The 16,981-nt window shown below is 66.1% G+C and carries 12 protein-coding genes; 7 read left to right on the forward strand and 5 right to left on the reverse strand.

The window, feature by feature from the left end:
* Window positions 1-80 precede the first annotated feature (80 nt).
* Both ACDC67_RS04540 and ACDC67_RS04545 read right to left on the reverse strand, forming a co-directional pair.
* Complete coding sequence (locus tag ACDC67_RS04540; protein ID WP_376690974.1) at window positions 81-1,409, reverse strand: MFS transporter; 1,329 nt, start codon at window positions 1,407-1,409, stop codon at window positions 81-83.
* Window positions 1,406-2,329 carry a CsiV family protein gene (locus ACDC67_RS04545; protein ID WP_376690976.1) on the reverse strand — a complete coding sequence of 308 codons (924 nt, stop codon included), beginning with the start codon at window positions 2,327-2,329 and terminating at the stop codon, window positions 1,406-1,408. The genes ACDC67_RS04540 and ACDC67_RS04545 overlap by 4 nt, the downstream gene beginning before the upstream one ends.
* 92 nt (window positions 2,330-2,421) lie before the next feature.
* On the opposite strand from ACDC67_RS04545, the gene ACDC67_RS04550 reads away from it, so the two are divergent.
* Window positions 2,422-4,422, forward strand: coding sequence for a S9 family peptidase (locus ACDC67_RS04550; RefSeq protein WP_376690978.1), 2,001 nt, complete (start codon window positions 2,422-2,424; stop codon window positions 4,420-4,422).
* 49 nt (window positions 4,423-4,471) lie between these two features.
* On the opposite strand, the gene ACDC67_RS04555 is transcribed toward ACDC67_RS04550, so the two are convergent.
* Window positions 4,472-4,981, reverse strand: a complete 510-nt coding sequence (locus tag ACDC67_RS04555) for a glycine zipper 2TM domain-containing protein (protein ID WP_376690979.1) — start codon at window positions 4,979-4,981, stop codon at window positions 4,472-4,474.
* 181 nt (window positions 4,982-5,162) lie between these two features.
* Here ACDC67_RS04555 and fusA point away from each other — a divergent pair, with 181 nt between their 5' ends.
* Window positions 5,163-7,202 carry an elongation factor G gene (gene fusA / locus ACDC67_RS04560; RefSeq protein ID WP_376690981.1) on the forward strand — a complete coding sequence of 680 codons (2,040 nt, stop codon included), beginning with the start codon at window positions 5,163-5,165 and terminating at the stop codon, window positions 7,200-7,202.
* Here the strand turns inward: fusA and coaE are convergent.
* The gene (coaE, locus tag ACDC67_RS04565; RefSeq protein WP_376690982.1) at window positions 7,168-7,815 is read right to left on the reverse strand and encodes a dephospho-CoA kinase; all 648 of its coding nucleotides are present in this window, start codon (window positions 7,813-7,815) and stop codon (window positions 7,168-7,170) included. The two genes, fusA and coaE, sit on opposite strands and share 35 nt — an antisense overlap.
* A gap of 149 nt (window positions 7,816-7,964) precedes the next feature.
* Here coaE and ACDC67_RS04570 point away from each other — a divergent pair, with 149 nt between their 5' ends.
* Window positions 7,965-8,603, forward strand: a complete 639-nt coding sequence (locus tag ACDC67_RS04570) for a response regulator (RefSeq protein ID WP_376690984.1) — start codon at window positions 7,965-7,967, stop codon at window positions 8,601-8,603.
* Window positions 8,604-8,652: 49 nt separating this feature from the next.
* Here ACDC67_RS04570 and ACDC67_RS04575 read toward each other — a convergent pair whose 3' ends face one another.
* The gene (locus tag ACDC67_RS04575; RefSeq protein WP_376690986.1) at window positions 8,653-11,166 is read right to left on the reverse strand and encodes an Rne/Rng family ribonuclease; all 2,514 of its coding nucleotides are present in this window, start codon (window positions 11,164-11,166) and stop codon (window positions 8,653-8,655) included.
* A gap of 664 nt (window positions 11,167-11,830) precedes the next feature.
* Here ACDC67_RS04575 and ACDC67_RS04580 point away from each other — a divergent pair.
* From ACDC67_RS04580 to ACDC67_RS04595, 4 genes are read left to right on the forward strand one after another with little or no spacing between them, the layout of a single operon-like run.
* A complete protein-coding gene (locus ACDC67_RS04580; RefSeq protein ID WP_376690988.1) occupies window positions 11,831-12,754 on the forward strand; it encodes an RluA family pseudouridine synthase in 924 nt (307 codons plus the stop codon).
* A 25-nt stretch (window positions 12,755-12,779) separates the two neighbouring features.
* Window positions 12,780-14,024: a lipoprotein-releasing ABC transporter permease subunit gene (locus ACDC67_RS04585; protein ID WP_376690990.1), complete on the forward strand. Its 1,245-nt coding sequence runs from the start codon at window positions 12,780-12,782 to the stop codon at window positions 14,022-14,024.
* Complete coding sequence (gene lolD / locus ACDC67_RS04590) at window positions 14,017-14,700, forward strand: lipoprotein-releasing ABC transporter ATP-binding protein LolD (protein ID WP_376690992.1); 684 nt, start codon at window positions 14,017-14,019, stop codon at window positions 14,698-14,700. The genes ACDC67_RS04585 and lolD overlap by 8 nt, the downstream gene beginning before the upstream one ends.
* Window positions 14,701-14,703: 3 nt before the next feature.
* Entirely contained in the window at window positions 14,704-16,980 is a 2,277-nt protein-coding gene (locus ACDC67_RS04595) for a DNA internalization-related competence protein ComEC/Rec2 (protein WP_376690994.1), read from the forward strand.
* The last annotated feature ends 1 nt before the right edge of the window (window position 16,981 follow it).

Raw genomic sequence — 16,981 nt, forward strand, 5'->3', positions numbered from 1 at the left:
GAAACAAATTCGAATGTTCGAAACCCGAATGCTCGAAACAGCGAGTTGCTTTCGCAACGAGGAAGCCGGAATCCCGTGGGTCAAGCTTGCTGGGTTTCGGGCAGGCGGCTGCTGAGCCAGGCGCCGGCCAGGCCCATGGCGGCCAGGATCAGGATGATGCCGGAAGTGGGCAGGACGGTGGTCAGGGCGCCCACGCTGCCGGTCAGCAACAGCACCACGCCGATGACGGTGTTGCTCACCGCGACGTAGTCCGTGCGCTTGTTGCCGCCGGCCAGGTCGACGATGTAGGTCTTGCGTCCCAGCCGCACGCCCGAATGGGCGATGGCCAGCAAGAAGAAGAACAGGGGATAGAGCCAGGGGCTGTCGGCAAGCGGCGGCAGGCCGGTTACCGTGGCGACCAGCAACATGCCGACCAGTGCGGCGCTCGAACCGGCCAGGATCATCACGCGCCGGCTCGAGACGTCGGCGAACCGGCCCCAGAACGGTGCCGACAAAACGCTGGCGACGCCGTCGGCGATCACGAACAGGCCCAGTACGAGCACAGCGCCCTCGGTTCGTTCGTGCGCGAGCATGATGAAGAAGGGGGCGCTGAGCGACGAGCACAGCAGCAGCGAACGCGCCAGGACGAAGCGACGAAAGTCAGGCTCGGTTCGAAGCAGGTCGAGGCGCTCGAGGGCTTCGCTCAGCGCGTTGCCGCCGCCCTCGGTCGCGCCGGGAAACTCGCGGATCATCGCGTAGGAGACGGAGGCGAGCAGCCACAGCCCGGCAGCCAGGACCAGCAGCGTCAGGAACAGGCCGGTGCTGCCGGATTCACCGCCGTCGAATAGCAGCACGGTGCCGACACCGACGGTGATCAGGCCCGCCAGGGTCTCCGACCAGCCGCCGACCCTTCCGCGGCGGGTCTTGGGCACCGTTTTGCCGAGCACGTCCTTCGACGCGACCGAGCACAGGCCGCGCGCGAGGCTGAACATGATCAGGGCCGCGAGCAGGCCGAAGCCGGCCGCCGTGCCGGTCAGCGTGACCGCCACGGCCGCCATGGCCAGCACCGCCAGCGCCTGCAGTACGGCGCCGAGCACGAAGGTCCACTTGCGCACGGGCTGGCGGCGCACGAAGCTGGCGATGACCAGCTGTGGAATCAGCGAGCCGGATTCGCGCACCGGCACCAGGAAGGCGGTAAACACGCCCGGTGCCGCCAGCGCCGACAGCAGCCAGGCGAGAACGGTCTTGGGGTTGGCGATCGCGTCGCCGAGCTTGGTGAAGAACTGCGTGAGAACCTGCAGGAAGAAGTTGCCCGGCACCACGCGACAGGCATCTTCGTCGATGTCCCGGCAAACCCTTGCGTCCTCTTCGTTGACCAGCTTCCGGTAAATCTCATCCAGGCTGTTGCTGGAGAAGATCCGCGATCTCATGGGCTTGGCGTATTCGGGTCGAAATCCTCCCGCGCCGGATCGTCCGTATCCGCAACGTCCGACTCCGGATCGAGTTCGTGGCGGGTGACCCTTAGCAGCAGCCCGAGCCAGTCGGAATCGAAATACTCGATCCGTTCGGCCCGGATGGTGCGGCTCTGGGCGAGCCGATGAACGGCGTAGTCCGCGTCGAGGCCGGGCAGCGGCCAGGCAGCGGGTCCGACCCGCTCACCCGCGCGCCAGTGTAGTTCGATGTCGGCGTGCATGAATTGGCGCTGGCGCAGGCGAATACTGCCGTCGAGCCGGTAGTGGAACGCGGGGACGAGCTCCGAGACGTTACGGACGGGACGACCGTTGCGAAGCGGCCGCCCCGTCGGCGCCAGCTCGATCCATTCGGCCTTCAGGATTTGATCGTCGTGGATCCTGACGGCCTGGCGTTGCGCCGCCCGGTCGAGGCCCTGGTGCCAGGCGAGTGCGGCACGAACCCGGTAGGCGCCCGAGCGTTCCAGTCGGTCGCGGGCTTGTTGCATCGTCTCGGAGAACTCGTCGAGCGCGAGCCATGGTTCCGGGTAGAGCAGGGCGCTGCCGAGGTCGCGATCGCCACGTTCGAGCTGGGCGAGCGTGTCGACGATGTTCAGGGCGGTTGCGAGCTCCGAATCCGAAGCGGACGCTTCCTCGCCGGCACGTTCGAGCCGCCCGTCACGGGCGAAGGCGCGCCACGCCGGATCGATTGCGTCGGTATGGTCGGCCGGTGCGGTGATGGGCCAGTCGTCGGACTGTCCCGAGGCGTGCGTGAACACGATCGCCTCGACGCGGTAGAAGGCCTTTTCCGTCGCTTCTTCCCCGTTCGACTGGGCGAAGAGCGGCAGGGCGGGCGCACAAACGGTCAGCGTGGCAATCAGCAAGATGGCGGAAGTCTTCATGGTCGAAAAGTGTAACCGAGTCCCGGCCACACCGGCATGTCATGTCTCTGGTATCTTCTTATTCCTGCTTTCCAATACCCGGTGCCCGATACATGACTCGATTCACGATTGCGCTGCTGGTTCTGCTGGCCAGCTCATCGCTGCACGCCGAGGGCCTGTTGCTCGAACAGATCGCGCAGCTCCAGCAGGTTCGCGAAGTTGCGCTTTCCCCGGACGGCCAGCGCATTGCCTTTACCCGCGAAGTGCCCCGCGACCTGGACGAATCCGAGGACGGGCCGGCGTGGACCGAGCTTCATCTTGTCGACGCAAGCGGCCGGGTTCGCGGCTTCATCACCGGTGAAGTCAATGTCGGCGGCATCGGCTGGACCCCGGACGGTTCGGCGATCACCTTTATCGACAAGCGAGACGGCGACGAGCACGCCGCGCTTTACGGCATTCCGGTCAACGGCGGCGAGGCGAGCCGCATCGTTTCGGTCGGTGCCGGTGTGGCCGATTACAGTTTCTCGCCCGATGGCGCTTCGGTGGCGCTCGTGGCCGGTCAGCCCGAACCCGAAGCCGTCGAGAAGCGGCGGGAGAAGGGCTTCGATGCCATCGTGTTCGAGGAGCAGTGGCGCCCGAGACAGCTGTGGATTCACGACCTAGACGGCGACGAGGAGCCTAGCCAGGTCGAAGTCGAGGGTTCGGTCCAGGCCGTCGACTGGTCCCCGGCCGGGGATCGGCTGGCCCTGCGCGTGACCCCGCGCGAGCTCGTCGACGATACGCTCATGTTCCAGCGCGTTCGTATCGTTTCTCCGGGCGGTGAAGAACTCGGTCGTGTCGACAATCCCGGAAAGCTGGCCGGCCTGGCCTGGAGCGACGACGGCGCTCACCTGGCCCTGATCGCGACCGAGACGATCAAGGACACCCGGGCCGGCCGGCTGCTGGTCACCGGCGATGAGGGCGGCGCGTGGAGGCACCTGATGCCCGAGCTCGAGGGGCACGTCATCGCGATCGACTTCAAGGGCGACGACATTGTCTTCGTCAGCCACGAGGGTGTCGAGTCTCGCATTGGCAGCATCCCGGCCGAGGGTGGCAGCCCGGAAACCCTGCTAGCGCAAGAGGGCCTGATTGCGAGTTCGGTGGCGGCACAAGGCGGTCGAGTCGTGTTTCCGGCTTCCACGCCGCGCCACCCCAGCGAGCTCCATGCCCTGGGCGAGACGGGCGCCGAGCGGCTGACCGATAGCAACCCGTGGCTGGCCGACGTGGCGCTGGCCCGGCAGCAGGTGATCGAGTACACCGCCCGCGATGGTCTCGTCATCCAGGGGCTGCTGGTGCGGCCGCTCGACTACGAGGCCGGCCAGCGCTACCCGCTGATCCTGGCAGTGCACGGCGGCCCGGAAAGCCACTACTCCAACGGCTGGCTGACCAGCTACAACCTGCCGGCGCAGCACGCAGCGGCCGAGGGATATTTCACCTTTTACCCCAACTACCGCGGCAGCACCGGGCGCGGCGTGGCGTTCGCCCTGAGTTCCCAGGGCCGGCCGGCAAAGGAAGAGTTCGACGACCTGGTCGACGGCGTCGATCACCTCATCGAGCAAGGCTGGGTCGACGCCGATCGCGTTGGCATCACCGGCGGGTCCTACGGCGGCTACGCGACCGCCTGGGGTGCGACCTACTATTCCGAGCGATTCGCGGCAGCGGTCATGAACGTCGGCCTGTCCGACAAGATTGCCATGCTCGGCACCTCCGACATCCCGCAGGAGCTCTACGAGGTGCACTACCGCACCTGGCCGTGGGAGGACTGGGATCTGTATCGCGACGCCAGCCCGATTCGTTACGTGGAGAGGGCGCAAACGCCGATTCTGATCATGCACGGCGCGGCCGATCCGCGCGTGGATCCGACCCAGTCGCGCATTCTTTACCGCTATCTCACCCTGCAGGAAGATCCGCCGCCGGCGCGCCTGGTGCTCTATCCGGGTGAGGGACACGGCAACCGCCGGGCCGCGAGCCGCTGGGACTACAGCCTGAGATTGATGCGCTGGATGAATCACTACCTCAAGGGGGAGGGCGGTGATCCGCCGCCGCATGAGCTCGACTACGGGCCCTTCGAATAGAAAGGAATCAGGGGGCCGGGCCGGGTGGCCCGGCCCCATCATCGACGGCTCAATCGATCGGATCGACGGAGACGCGAACCCGGATCGTGTCGCCGGGGTGGTGGGCCATCGTCGTGCGATGCAGTCGGCCGCCGTACTCGTAGGTCACGCGATAACCCCGGTCCACCGTTCGCTCGCGCCAGTCGCGCTCGAATTCGCAGCGCTCACGCGTCACCGGCCGTGCGCGATCACGACGTTCCTTCGACGCGTCACGGCCGATGGATCCTCCCAGCAGTGCGCCGGCGGCCGTGGCGGCATCGCGACCGCTGCCGCTACCGAACTGGTTGCCGATCACGCCGCCGATAATCGCGCCCACGACGGTCGGCGTGTGGGAGCGACGGCGTTCCTGGACGTAGACCGTCTCCTCCCGGCAGATTTCGCGATCGACCGGCGTGCGATGCAGTTCGCGAATTGGTTCGACGTCGACGACCCGCGCCATGTCGTAGTCACCGCCGCCTGCGACGACCAGGCCGCTCGCCGCCAGCGTGACGGCCATGATCAGGCATCTCGTTTTCATCATCGTGATCTCCGTGAACTGGGAAAACGCTGTCATCCAGCGTTGCAGGAGAGCTTATTCGGTGGCCGCTGAATCGATTCTGAATACCCGCGCGTGAGGTCGTGTTTCCGGTCGACGGCGTTTGCCGATTCCCTCACCGCTGGATTAGGATGCAGCAACAGCTACCGCTTCGAAGGAGACAAGCATGGCGGAGCACGAGACCAGCGCAATACGCAACGTGGCCCTGCTGGGGCACTCGGGTTCGGGCAAGACCTCGCTGCTGGAGGCCTTGCTGGTCAAGGCCGGCGTGCTGGGGGAGCCGGGCTCGCTCGAGCGGGGCACGACGCTCAGCGATTTCGATCCCCTGGAGAAGGCCTACCAGCATTCGCTCAACGCTTCCATCGCCTCGCTTTCCCTCGAAGGCACCCACGTCAACTTCATCGATACGCCCGGCGACCCGGATTTTCGCGGACAGGCGCTGGCGGCCATGAGTGCGGCCGAAACTTCTGCCATCGTGATCAACGCCGCCGCCGGCATCGAGATGTCGACTCGGCGACTGATGCGGCGCGCGCGCCAGCGCAAGCGCTGCCGCATGATCGTCATCAATCGCATGGATGCCGAGGGCGCCGACCTCGAGCAGCTCGTTCGGGATATTCGCAAGCAATTCGGCGACGAATGCCTGCCCATCAATCTTCCGACCGACAATGGAGCGAGCGTTCGGGACTGCTTCTTCAAGCATGACGGTGAGACCGATATCTTTTCCGTTGGCGATGCCCACACCGAAATCGTCGACCAGGTTGTGGAAGTCGACGAGGGACTGATGTCGAGCTACCTCGACGGCGAGGAGATCGACCCCCAGGCGCTGCACGACGCGTTCGAAAAGGCCTTGCGCGAGGGTCACCTGGTGCCGATCTGCTTCACCTCGGCGCAGACCGGCGCCGGTTGTGGCGAGTTCCTGCGCATCTGCCGGCATCTCCTGCCGAGCCCGCTCGAAGGCAACCCGCCGCCGTTTCGCAAGGGGCCGGACGGTGAGCGCGTCACGGCGAGCCTCGAACCCGACGATCATGTTCTCGCGCATGTATTCAAGATCACCAATGACCCGTATGCCGGCAAACTCAGCATCTTTCGGGTTTACCAGGGCACGATCCGGCCCGATACGCAGCTCTACGTGGGCGACGGCCGCAAGCCGATCAAGGCAGCGCATCTCTATCGCATCCAGGGCAAGGAGCACATCGAGATCGACCAGGCCTTGCCCGGCGACATCTGTGCGCTGGGCAAGGTCGATGAAGTGCACTACGACGCCATCCTCCACGACAATCACGAGGAAGATCACTACTACCTCAAGCCGATCGATTTTCCGCAGCCGATGTTCGGCCTTGCGGTGCAGGCCACGGCCCGCGGCGACGAGCAGAAGCTCGCGTCATCCTTGGCCCGCCTGGCCGAAGAGGATCCCTGCTTCGTGGTCGAGCACAACCAGGAACTCAACGAGACCGTCGTTCGCGGCCTCGGCGAGATGCATCTGCGCGTCATGCTCGAACGACTGAAGCAGCGCTACAACGTGGATGTGGAAACGCGCAACCCGCGCGTGGCCTATCGCGAGACCATCACCCGGCCGGCGGAGGGGCACTACCGTCACAAGAAGCAATCCGGCGGAGCGGGGCAGTTCGGCGAGGTGTTCATGCGGGTGCGTCCGCTCGGGCGCGGCGAGGGCTTCAAGTTCAGCTCCGAGGTCGTAGGCGGGGCCATCCCGAGCAACCTGATCCCCGCCGTGGAAAAGGGGGTGCGGCAATTGCTCGAGGAAGGTGCGATCGCCGGCTATCCGCTGCAGGACATCGAAGCGATCGTCTACGACGGCAAGCATCACCCGGTCGACTCCAAGGAGGTGGCTTTCGTGATCGCCGGACGCAAGGCCTTTCTGGATGCCGTGGCCAACGCCGGTCCCCAGATCCTCGAGCCGATGGTGGAGCTGGAGGTGACCGTCCCCGACAGCGCCATGGGCGACGTGACCGGATCGCTGGCGTCCAAGCGTGCGCGTATTCAGGGCACCGAAAGCCTGCGCAGCGGTTTGACCACGATCTCGGTCGCCATTCCGCTATCGGCCCTGGCCGAGTTTCCGACCGAACTCAAGAGCCTCACCGGCGGGGAAGGGCGTTACACGATGTCGTTCTCGCACTACGAAGCCGTGCCCTCGAACGAGCAAGCCGAGTTGATCAAGGCCCACGAAGCGAAACCCGGCGACGACTGAGCAAGCGCAGGCGATCGTGCAGGGCATCGCTGGCCTGCATCAGCGCGGCCAGCGAGCCGCTGTTGTCGATCACCTCGTCGGCGATCGCCAGTCGCTCGGCACGGCTGGCCTGTGCCGCGAGCATGGCCTCGGCCTGTTCTTGATCGACGCCGTCGCGTTCGAGCAGCCGGCGAACCTGTATCGATTCGGGTACATCAACGACCACGACCAGGTCGGCATCTTCGAACAGGCCCGATTCGACCAGTAGCGGAACGACCAGCACTACGTAGTCGGCCGACTCGTGCCCGGCGATCTGCCGCCGTGCGTCTTCCTCGATAAGCGGGTGCAGGATGGACTCCAGCCGCTGTCGCTGTTCGGGTCGGGCGAAGACGCGTTCGCGCAGGCGGCGCCGGTCGAGCGCGCCGGATTCGTCCAGAATTTCCGACCCGAAGGCCTCGACGACGCGTTCCAGTCCCGGGTGCCCCGGCGAGACCACATCACGAGCGATGAGGTCGGTATCGATCACGGGAACCCCCTTTTCGGCGAGGCGGTCGGATACGCTCGTCTTGCCGCTGGCCACGCCGCCGGTCAGAGCCACCAGCAGGGGTCGGTTGTGCTTGTCGGTCTCGTTCATGGCCGTATTTTCGTCCGGTGGTTTCTGTTCTTCACGGCGCTCGGGTCAGGTCGGGCCCACCGACTGGCGTGCAAGTGTGCTTCACTCGCAAAGTCATTTGCGTTAACGTGATACTTGGGGAGGGTAGTCTGAAACACGGGGACAGGCAATTGACCAAAATCCTGATTGTCGACGATCACGATCTGGTTCGAACAGGACTGAAGAACATACTCGCGGGTGCGCCCGACCTGGAAGTCGTCGGCGAGGCGGCCACCGGAGAGGAAGCTATTCGTCTCGCGCGCGAACTCGATCCGGACCTGGTGCTTATGGATGTGGGCCTGCCAGGGCTGTCGGGGCTCGAAACCACCGAACGGCTGCTCAAGGCGCAACCGGATTCGCGTGTGATCGTGCTGACGGCACACAGCGAACCGCCCTTGCCGGCACGACTTCTCGATTCCGGTGCGTCGGGTTACCTGACCAAGGCCTGCGATGCTGCCGAACTGCTCCGGGCGGTGCGCAAGGTGGTGCAGGGTGAACGCTACATCGGCGCCGATATCTCGCAGCAACTGGCGATATCGCTCTTGCCCGGAACGCCGCAGTCACCATTCCAGGAACTGACCGGACGCGAGCTGGAGATCGCCCTGATGCTGACCCAGGGCATGAAGATGCATTCCATCGGCGAGGTGCTCAACGTCAGCCCCAAGACCGTGGCGACGTACAAGTACCGGATTTACGACAAGGTGGGCGTAGGCAGTGAAGTCGAGTTGCTGCGCATGGCGTTACGCCACGGCCTGATTTCGGAGGTTTGAATCCCGGCCGGGCCGCGGTGCGGCCCGACCGGGGTGCACTGCGGGATCGTCAGTCCTCGTCCTTGATGCGATAGATGCCCCCGCCCTCGGGAACAGCGCCCTTGCTGCGGCGGCCTTCTTCCGACTTCTTCGAAGACTCGTCCGAGCCGCCGTCCGACGTTCCGTCGCGCGTTTCGCGATGGTTTCCGCCCTGTTCGTCCGGAGCCCGCTCGGGCCTTCTCTCCCGTTTCGGCTCGGGCTTTTGTTCGGGCTTTTGTTCGGGCTTCTGCTCAGGCTTCGACTCAGGCTTCGGCTCAGGCTTCGGCTCAGGCTTCGGCTCAGGCTTCGGCTCAGGCTTCGGCTCAGGCTTCGGCTTCGGCTCGGGCTTCGGCTCGGGTTTCTGCTCAGGCTTCTGCTCATGCTTCTGCTCGGGCTTCGGCTCGGGCTTCGGCTCGGGCTTCTGCTCAGGCTTCTGCTCAGGCTTCTGCTCGGGCTTCTGCTCAGGCTTCGGTCCAGCCTTCTGCTCGGGCTTCTGCTCCGTGCCGCCGTCGGGCTTGCGATCGCTGTTCTGATCTTGTGATTGCGGCTGGCTGCCCGAGCGGCCGCGGCGCTTCTTGCCGCCCCGGCGCCGACGCTTTTTCTTCTTCTTGCTGCCGCCGTCCGGGCTCGGGTTTTCGTCACCCGGCTTCTGCGGCGGGCCGTTCTGATCGCTGGGCGGCTTGCCGCCCGTTTTCTTTTTGCCCCCGGACTGGGGCTTCTTCTTTTTCTTCTTGCCGCCCGCGCCCGGCTTGCCCTGGTGGCGATGCGGGCTTCCGACCGCTTTGTCGCTGCGTTTGCCGCCGTGCTTGTGCGGCTGCGGACGGCCGCGCTTGCGATCTTGACCGTCGTCGTCCGAACTGCCGAAGAGTCGGACAAGAATGGACTTCAGCCAGGCGCCGAAGCCGGCCGGCTCGCTCTTGCGTGCAGGTGCCGGGGCGGTGCGCTGGATGCCGCTGACCGCAGCCGGTGTCGGGGCCGGGCCGGGCTGGGCTTCGACCTGCGCCGGCAGTGACTCCATTTCCTCGCCGCTGGGCAGGGCATAGCTCGGCTCTTCGATCGACTCGCTGGTGCGAAGCCGCTGGATCTCGAAGCGTGGCGTTTCCAGCCAGCGGTTGGCGACGACCGTGATGCCGACTTTGGTCCGGCCTTCGATCTCCTCGGTCGCCTGTCGTTTCTCGTTGAGCAGGAAGTTGGCCACTTCGATCGGCGACTGAACGATCACGCGCGAGGTGTTCTCTTTCATGGATTCTTCCTCGGCCAGGCGCAGGATCGACAGGGCCAGCGACTCGATCGACCGAATGGCCCCGTAGCCGTCGCAGCGCGGGCAGGTGATATAGCTCGATTCACCCAGCGATGGACGCAGGCGCTGGCGCGACATCTCGAGCAGGCCGAAGCGCGAGATGCGGCCGATCTGAACGCGCGCCTTGTCCATTTTCATCGCCTCGCGCAGGCGGTTTTCGACCTGGCGCTGGGCGTCCTTGCTCATCATGTCGATGAAGTCGATCACGATCAGGCCGCCCAGGTCGCGTATGCGCAACTGCCGCGCAATCTCGTCGGCGGCCTCCAGGTTGGTCTGAAGCGCGGTTTCCTCGATGTCTGCCCCTTTCGTGGCGCGCGCCGAATTGATGTCGATCGAAAGCAGAGCCTCGGTATGGTCGATCACGACAGCGCCGCCGGAAGGCAGACGCACTTCGCGCGCGAAAGCCGATTCGATCTGACTTTCGATCTGGTAGCGGGAGAACAGGGGCGTGTCGTCGCGATAGAGCTTGAGCTTGCGCAGGTTGTGCGGCATGACCTGCTGCATGAATTCGCGCGCATCCTCGAAGACCTTCTCGTCGTCGATCAGGATCTCGCCGATATCGTCGCGCAGGTAATCGCGCAGGGCGCGAATGATGAGGTTGCTTTCCTGGTAGATCAGGAAGGGCGACTTCTTGCTGCTGGCGGCTTCCTTGATGGCGCCCCACAGCTGCAGCAGGTAGTCGAGGTCCCACTGCAGCTCGTCGCGCTCGCGGCCGACGCCTGCGGTGCGCACGATGCAGCCCATGCCGCCGGGGATCTCGATCTCCTTGATCGTGTCGAGCAGTTCCTTGCGCTCGTCACGGGTGATCTGGCGCGACACGCCGCCGGCACGCGGATTGTTGGGCATCAGCACCAGGTAGCGCCCGGCCAGGGAAACGAAGGTGGTCAGAGCGGCGCCCTTGGTCCCGCGTTCCTCCTTGTCGACCTGGACGATCACTTCCTGGCCGCCCTGCACCGCATCCTTGATTTCGATGCGTTCACCGGCCTCGAGCGCCTTGATCGCCGTTTCGCTGAAGTACTCGCGGCTGATTTCCTTCATCGACAGGAAACCGTGCCGCTCGGAGCCGAACTCCACGAAGCAGGCGTCGAGGCTGGGCTCGACCCGCGTGATTCGGCCCTTGTAGATGTTGGATTTCTTCTGCTCCTGGGCGGGCACCTCGATGTCGAGGTCGAGCAGGGTCTGGCCATCGGCTATGGCTACGCGCAACTCTTCCGGCTGAGTCGCGTTGATCAGCATGCGTTTCATTATTGTTCCTCCGGCGCTCCCGACCGCCACGAGCAGGGGTCTTGGAGAAGCATTGCCGGATAGGGCCGGGTTCCGCAAAGCGAAACCGGAGCGGGCAAACCAGCCTGTATCGATTGTCACCGGGCCTTGCGGCCCAAGTACTTGCTCGAGTCGCCGCATTCGCGCTGCGGCGAGCCTGGTCTGCATGCGGCCGCGCGAGGCGCTGGCCTGCAAAATCCGACACTGCACCCGGTGACCGTGCTTCGGCCGGTCCGGGAGCGCATAATCTTCGTTTCAGGCCGCCGGAAGCTCTCGCATCTTTCGCGGAAACCGGCGGCGCGCGTTGTCTATCTGCCGCAACCGGGCCGAATCGGACCCGGTGGCCGTGCAAATCGAAATGGTCCTGTCCGGACCGCTCCCGGATCTGGCCCCTGGCCGGTCGGGAGTTGAGCAAATGGTTCTGGTGGCGAAAGCCGCACCTGGCCTCTCGGGGCCGTGCCGATGCCGCTTGTGTCGGCATGGGCGGGTGTGACAGCATCCGCGATCGGGTTCATGCGGGTCCGAACTTGTTCGGCCGAACGTATCGGCAAGACCACACATGCGCCTGATCTTGTTATTTTATCATTGATCGCTTTGCGACGATAGCCATCGTCGATCGGCCAATCCACCACACAGCGGGAGCTCGATGAACGGCAGCAAGAAGGGTCCGGGCGTCCGGCACGTGGCCGTCGGCGACGATCGTGCTGGCCAGCGGCTGGACAATTTCCTGATGGGCGAGCTGGGTTCGGTGCCGCGCGGCCTGGTGTATCGACTGGTACGGACCGGCCAGGTCCGCGTCAACGGCCGCCGCGCCAAACCGATGCAGAAGCTGAAGTCCGGCGACGAGATCCGGGTTCCACCCGTCGCGAGCGAGCCCCCGGAAGCGCGTCGCGTTCCCGACGGCATGGCTGCCCGGATCCGTGCCTGCGTGATTGCGCAGGACGATGATGTCCTTGTGCTGGACAAGCCGGCCGGTGTGGCGGTGCAGGGTGGCAGTGGGCTCAACTGGGGCTTGATGGATGTGCTGGCGCGCATGGGGCAGGGCTATCGGCCGGTGCATCGCCTCGACCGGGCAACCAGCGGCGTGCTCGCGGTCGCTCGAAATCACCGGGCCGCGCGTGAACTGCAGCGGGCCTTTGCCTCCCATGCGGTCGAAAAGCGCTACCTTGCGCTCCTGCACGGGGAGCTGCCGCAAGACCGCCTGAGCGTGGATGCGCCGCTCAAGAAGGTGAAGGACGCCAGCGGTCAGCGCCGCGTCATCGCCGCGCCCGACGGCCAGTCGGCGCTTACGCACTTCAAGGTGCTCGAGCGGCTTGGGGGATACAGCTACGTCGAGGTTCGCATCGAAACGGGCCGCACGCACCAGATCCGGGCGCACGCCGCCAGCATCGATCATCCCCTGGCCGGTGACGAGCGGTACAATCAGCACGCAGCGCCGGAGGGTCTGAGCAGGTTGTTCCTGCATGCGCACTATCTCAAGCTGCCCTGGCCCTCGGAGCAGGTCTTTTCCGCTCCGTTGCCCGACGAACTCTCGGCCGTGCTCGACCGACTCCGATCGGGCCAAGGCTGAGCCTGAAACAGGAAATCGCTAGCGAATGTACCAGCCCCTGAGCATCTTCGTCGGCCTGCGTTACCTGCGCGCCAAGCGGAGCAATCACTTCATCTCCTTCATCTCGCTGATCTCCATGGGCGGCATCGCGCTGGGCGTGATGGTGCTGATCACCGTGCTGAGCGTGATGAACGGCTTCGAGCAGGAGCTGCGCGAGCGCATCCTCGGCATGATCTCGCACGCCACGATCGAGGGGCAGGAGCGGCGCCTGCCGGGCTGGCAGTCACTGCTCGAACAGGTCGAGCGACACCCCTCGGTCGTCGGTGCCGCACCCTACGTGGAGCAGGAAACCCTGATGAAGGGGCGCAGTACGGCCGGCGCGCAGGTCCGCGGCATCGATCCCGAGCGGGAGCCGCAGGTCTCGGAGATCGGCGAGTTGATGCGCCACAGCGGGCTGGAAACGCTCGTGCCGGGGGAGTGGCGTGTGATACTCGGGGCCGGCCTGGCCACGCGCCTTGGAGTGCGCGAAGGGGATTCGGTGACCATCTTCGCCCCCGAGATCCGGGCCACGCCGGCCGGCGTGGTACCGCAGGTTCGGCGATTCGAGGTCGCCGGTATATTCGAGGCCGGGGTGCAGCAGTACGATACGGCCCTGGCCGTCATGCATTACCGCGACGCCCAGCGGCTGTTCCGCCTCGAGGACCAGGTCGGTGGCATCCGGCTGAAGTTCGATGACATGATGCAGGCTCGTTCGATCGCCTGGGAACTGAGCGATCAGCTCGGCGGCATGCACCGCGTCCGTGACTGGACGCAGCAGCATGCCAACTTCTTCCGCGCCGTGAAGACCGAGAAGACCGTGATGTTCATCATCCTGTCGCTGATCATCGCCGTGGCGGCGTTCAACATCATCTCCACCCTGGTCATGGTGGTCACCGACAAGCAGGCCGACATCGCCATCCTCAAGACCATGGGGCTCGGGCCGAGGAGCATCATGGGCATCTTCATCGTGCAGGGCTCGCTGATCGGCATCATCGGAACGCTGCTGGGCATCGTCGCCGGGGTCGCCCTGGCGCTCAACGTCGAGGATCTCGTCGCTGCCCTGGAGGCGTTTCTGAGCACCGATTTTCTCTCCGCCGAGGTCTACTACATCAGCGACCTGCCCTCGGAACTGCGCTGGGGCGACGTGTTCAAGTTCGGCGGGGTTGCCCTGGTGCTGTCGCTGCTGTCGACCATCTATCCCGCCTGGCGGGCGGCACGGACCGAACCGGTGGAGGCGCTGCGCCATGAGTGAACTCGTCATCCGGGCGCAGGGTCTGACCCGGACCTTCGTCCAGGGCCGCAGCGAACTGCAGGTGCTCAGCGGCGTCGATCTCGATATTCGTGCCGGTGAGCAGGTGGCGATTCTGGGCGCCTCCGGCGTCGGCAAGAGCACGCTGTTGCACCTGCTCGGCGGGCTCGACAAGCCGACCGCGGGAACCGTCGAGGTCGCCGGCGAGGATATGGCGCGAGCCGACGAGTCGCGCCGGGCCGTGCTGCGCAACCGCCACCTGGGGTTCGTCTACCAGTTTCACCATCTGCTGCCGGAATTCACCGCGCTCGAGAACGTGGCCATGCCGCTGTTGATCGCCGGCCGTAGCGCCGGCGAGGCCGAGGCGCAGGCTACTGCACTGCTCGAGCGTGTCGGCTTGGGCGAGCGCCTGACCCACAAGCCGGGCGAGCTGTCCGGCGGCGAGCGCCAGCGCGCGGCGGTCGCGCGGGCGCTGATCAACCGCCCGGCCTGCGTGCTGGGCGACGAGCCCACCGGCAACCTCGACGAACGCAATGCCGCCCAGGTCTACGAGCTGATGCTCGAGCTCAACCGCGAGTTTCGCACCAGCGTCGTTCTCGTCACCCACGACCCGCAGCTGGCCGGACGCATGGATCGGCGCCTGGAGATGACCGGCGGTCAGCTCGTTCCCATCGACTGATCCATGCTCGGCGGGGGCGGGCGTCTGGCACTGGCCTTCGTGTGCGGCTGCCTGCTTGCCTCCTGGCTGCCGTCGCTGCCGGGACTCGGTAGCCTGCTGCTGCTGGCCGTCGTGGTCGGCATCTTCTGCGCCTTCGACGCCACCCGATTGACCGCTGTATTCGTCCTGGGCGCCTTGTGGTTTCTTGCCGCGGCCCAGTGGCAGATCGATCGGCAATGGCCGAGCGAGCTTGCCGGCGAGGTCGTCGAAGTGACCGGCACGATCGTCGATCTGCCGCGGCGCGCGGGCCAAAGCCAGCGCTTCGTGCTGGCGGTCGAGGAATGGCAGGGTGTGCACGCGCCGCCCGAGCGGGTCCAGGTGCGCTGGTATCGCCCCTTCAGGCGGCTGGAGCCAGGCAGTCGCTGGCGCATGGATCTCCGGCTCAAGCCACCGACGGGCCGGGACAACCCCGGCGGATTCGATTACCAGCGCTACCTGATGGCGCAGCGGGTCGGCGCCGTGGGCAGCGTGCGCGGCCAGCCGCGGCTGCTGGCGAATGATCCCGGCAAGCGCTGGCTCGACCGCCAGCGCCAGCGCCTGAGCGACATTCTCCAGTCAGAAACCACCGACCGCGACGTTGCTGCGCTCAAGCGCGCGCTCGGCATCGCCGATCGTTCCGGCATGCGTCCGGAACTGTCCGAACGCCTTCGGCAGACGGGCACGGCCCATCTGCTGGCCATCTCTGGGCTGCACATCGGCATGGTGGCGGGCCTGGTCGGGCTTGTGGCCGGCTGGCTGGCGGCGCCGCTGGGCTTGTGGGCCGGGCGGGTCGATCGCCGGCGGGTGGGCGTCCTGGCTGGACTGGCGGCGGCGCTGGTCTACGCCGGCCTGGCCGGGTTCACGCTGCCGACCCAGCGCGCCCTGGTGATGCTGGCCGTTCTCGCCGTGGCACTTCTGGCAAGGCGATCGGTGCCGCCCGGTCACGCGCTCTTGCTGGCGCTGCTTGCGGTGCTGCTGTTCGATCCCCTCTCACCCCTGGCGATGGGCTTCTGGCTGTCCTTCGCGGCCGTGGCCGTTCTGATCTGGGCCTTCGCCTGGCGACCGTCGGGCCCGGGATCGTGGCTGGCGGGCCTGTTTCGCGCACAATTGATCCTGCTCGTGGGCTTGCTGCCGCTGAACGTGGGCCTGTTCGGTCAGCTCGTTCCGGGCGCCTTGCTGGCGAATCTCGTTGCAATCCCGCTGATGGGCCTGGTGATCCTGCCAGCCCTGCTGGTCGACCTGGTGACGATGCTCACCGGGTTGCCGGCGTTTGGAGTGGCTGCTCTGGCCGACGAGGGGCTGGCGGTCTTGCTGGCCGTGCTGGAATGGTTGCAGGGTCTGACGGCCACCCACGTGCCGCTGTCCGCCGGGCCGGCCTGGAGCGTTCCGCTCGCGGCCCTGGGCGCGGCCTGGCTGATCGCGCCAAGCGGGTGGCCGGCGCGCGGACTGGGTGCCGTCTTGCTGCTGCCCTTGCTGTGGCCGGCGGGACCGAAGGCGGTCGATGATCAGCTCGATGCGTGGTTTCTCGACGTTGGCAACGGCCTTGCCGTGCTGGTTCGGACGCAGGACGAAACCCTGCTCTACGACACCGGGCCGGGAGACGGGGCGGGCGGTGACGCGATTTCCAGGATTCTTCCCGAGGCCATGCAGCAGTGGCGGATCGACGCCGTCGACCGCGTTGTCGTTTCGCATGATCACCGGGGCCACGCCGGCGGCCTGGCCTCCGTGACGGGCGAGGGGACGACGGTTTTCGGCAACGGGATCGAGGGGGCACGGCCCTGCCGAATCGGCGGCGGCTGGACCTCGGGCGCCTATCGCTTCCGCTTCCTGCACCCCAGCGCGGCGTTGCCGGATCTCGGCGGAAACTCGTCGTGCGTGCTGCACGTCAGCGGTCCCGGCGGTGGGTTGCTGCTGACCGGCGGCATCGATGCGGATGTCGAAGCGCGCCTGGTGACGCAGTGGAGCGGCCCGCCGGCCGATGTCCTGCAGTTGCCCGCCGGAGGTCATCGGGACGGTAGTAGCACGGTGTTCCTCGCGACCGTCCGGCCACGGCTGGCCCTGGCCTCGGTCGCCCGTTACGACCGCTTCGGCCGCGTGCACCCCGAAACCCGGGATCGGCTCGAATCCCTGGGTATCGACTGGGTGACCACGGGGCGCTGCGGTGCCGTGCGCGTTGTGTTGCAGCCGGGGCGCGCGCCTATTGCAAGGTCGCTTGCCACGCTCAGGCCGCGCTTCTGGAAAATGCGCGCCGGCTGCCCCTGAG

The sequence above is a fragment of the Wenzhouxiangella indolica genome, from assembly GCF_042310355.1.
In the GTDB taxonomy this organism is placed as follows: Bacteria; Pseudomonadota; Gammaproteobacteria; order Xanthomonadales; family Wenzhouxiangellaceae; genus Wenzhouxiangella.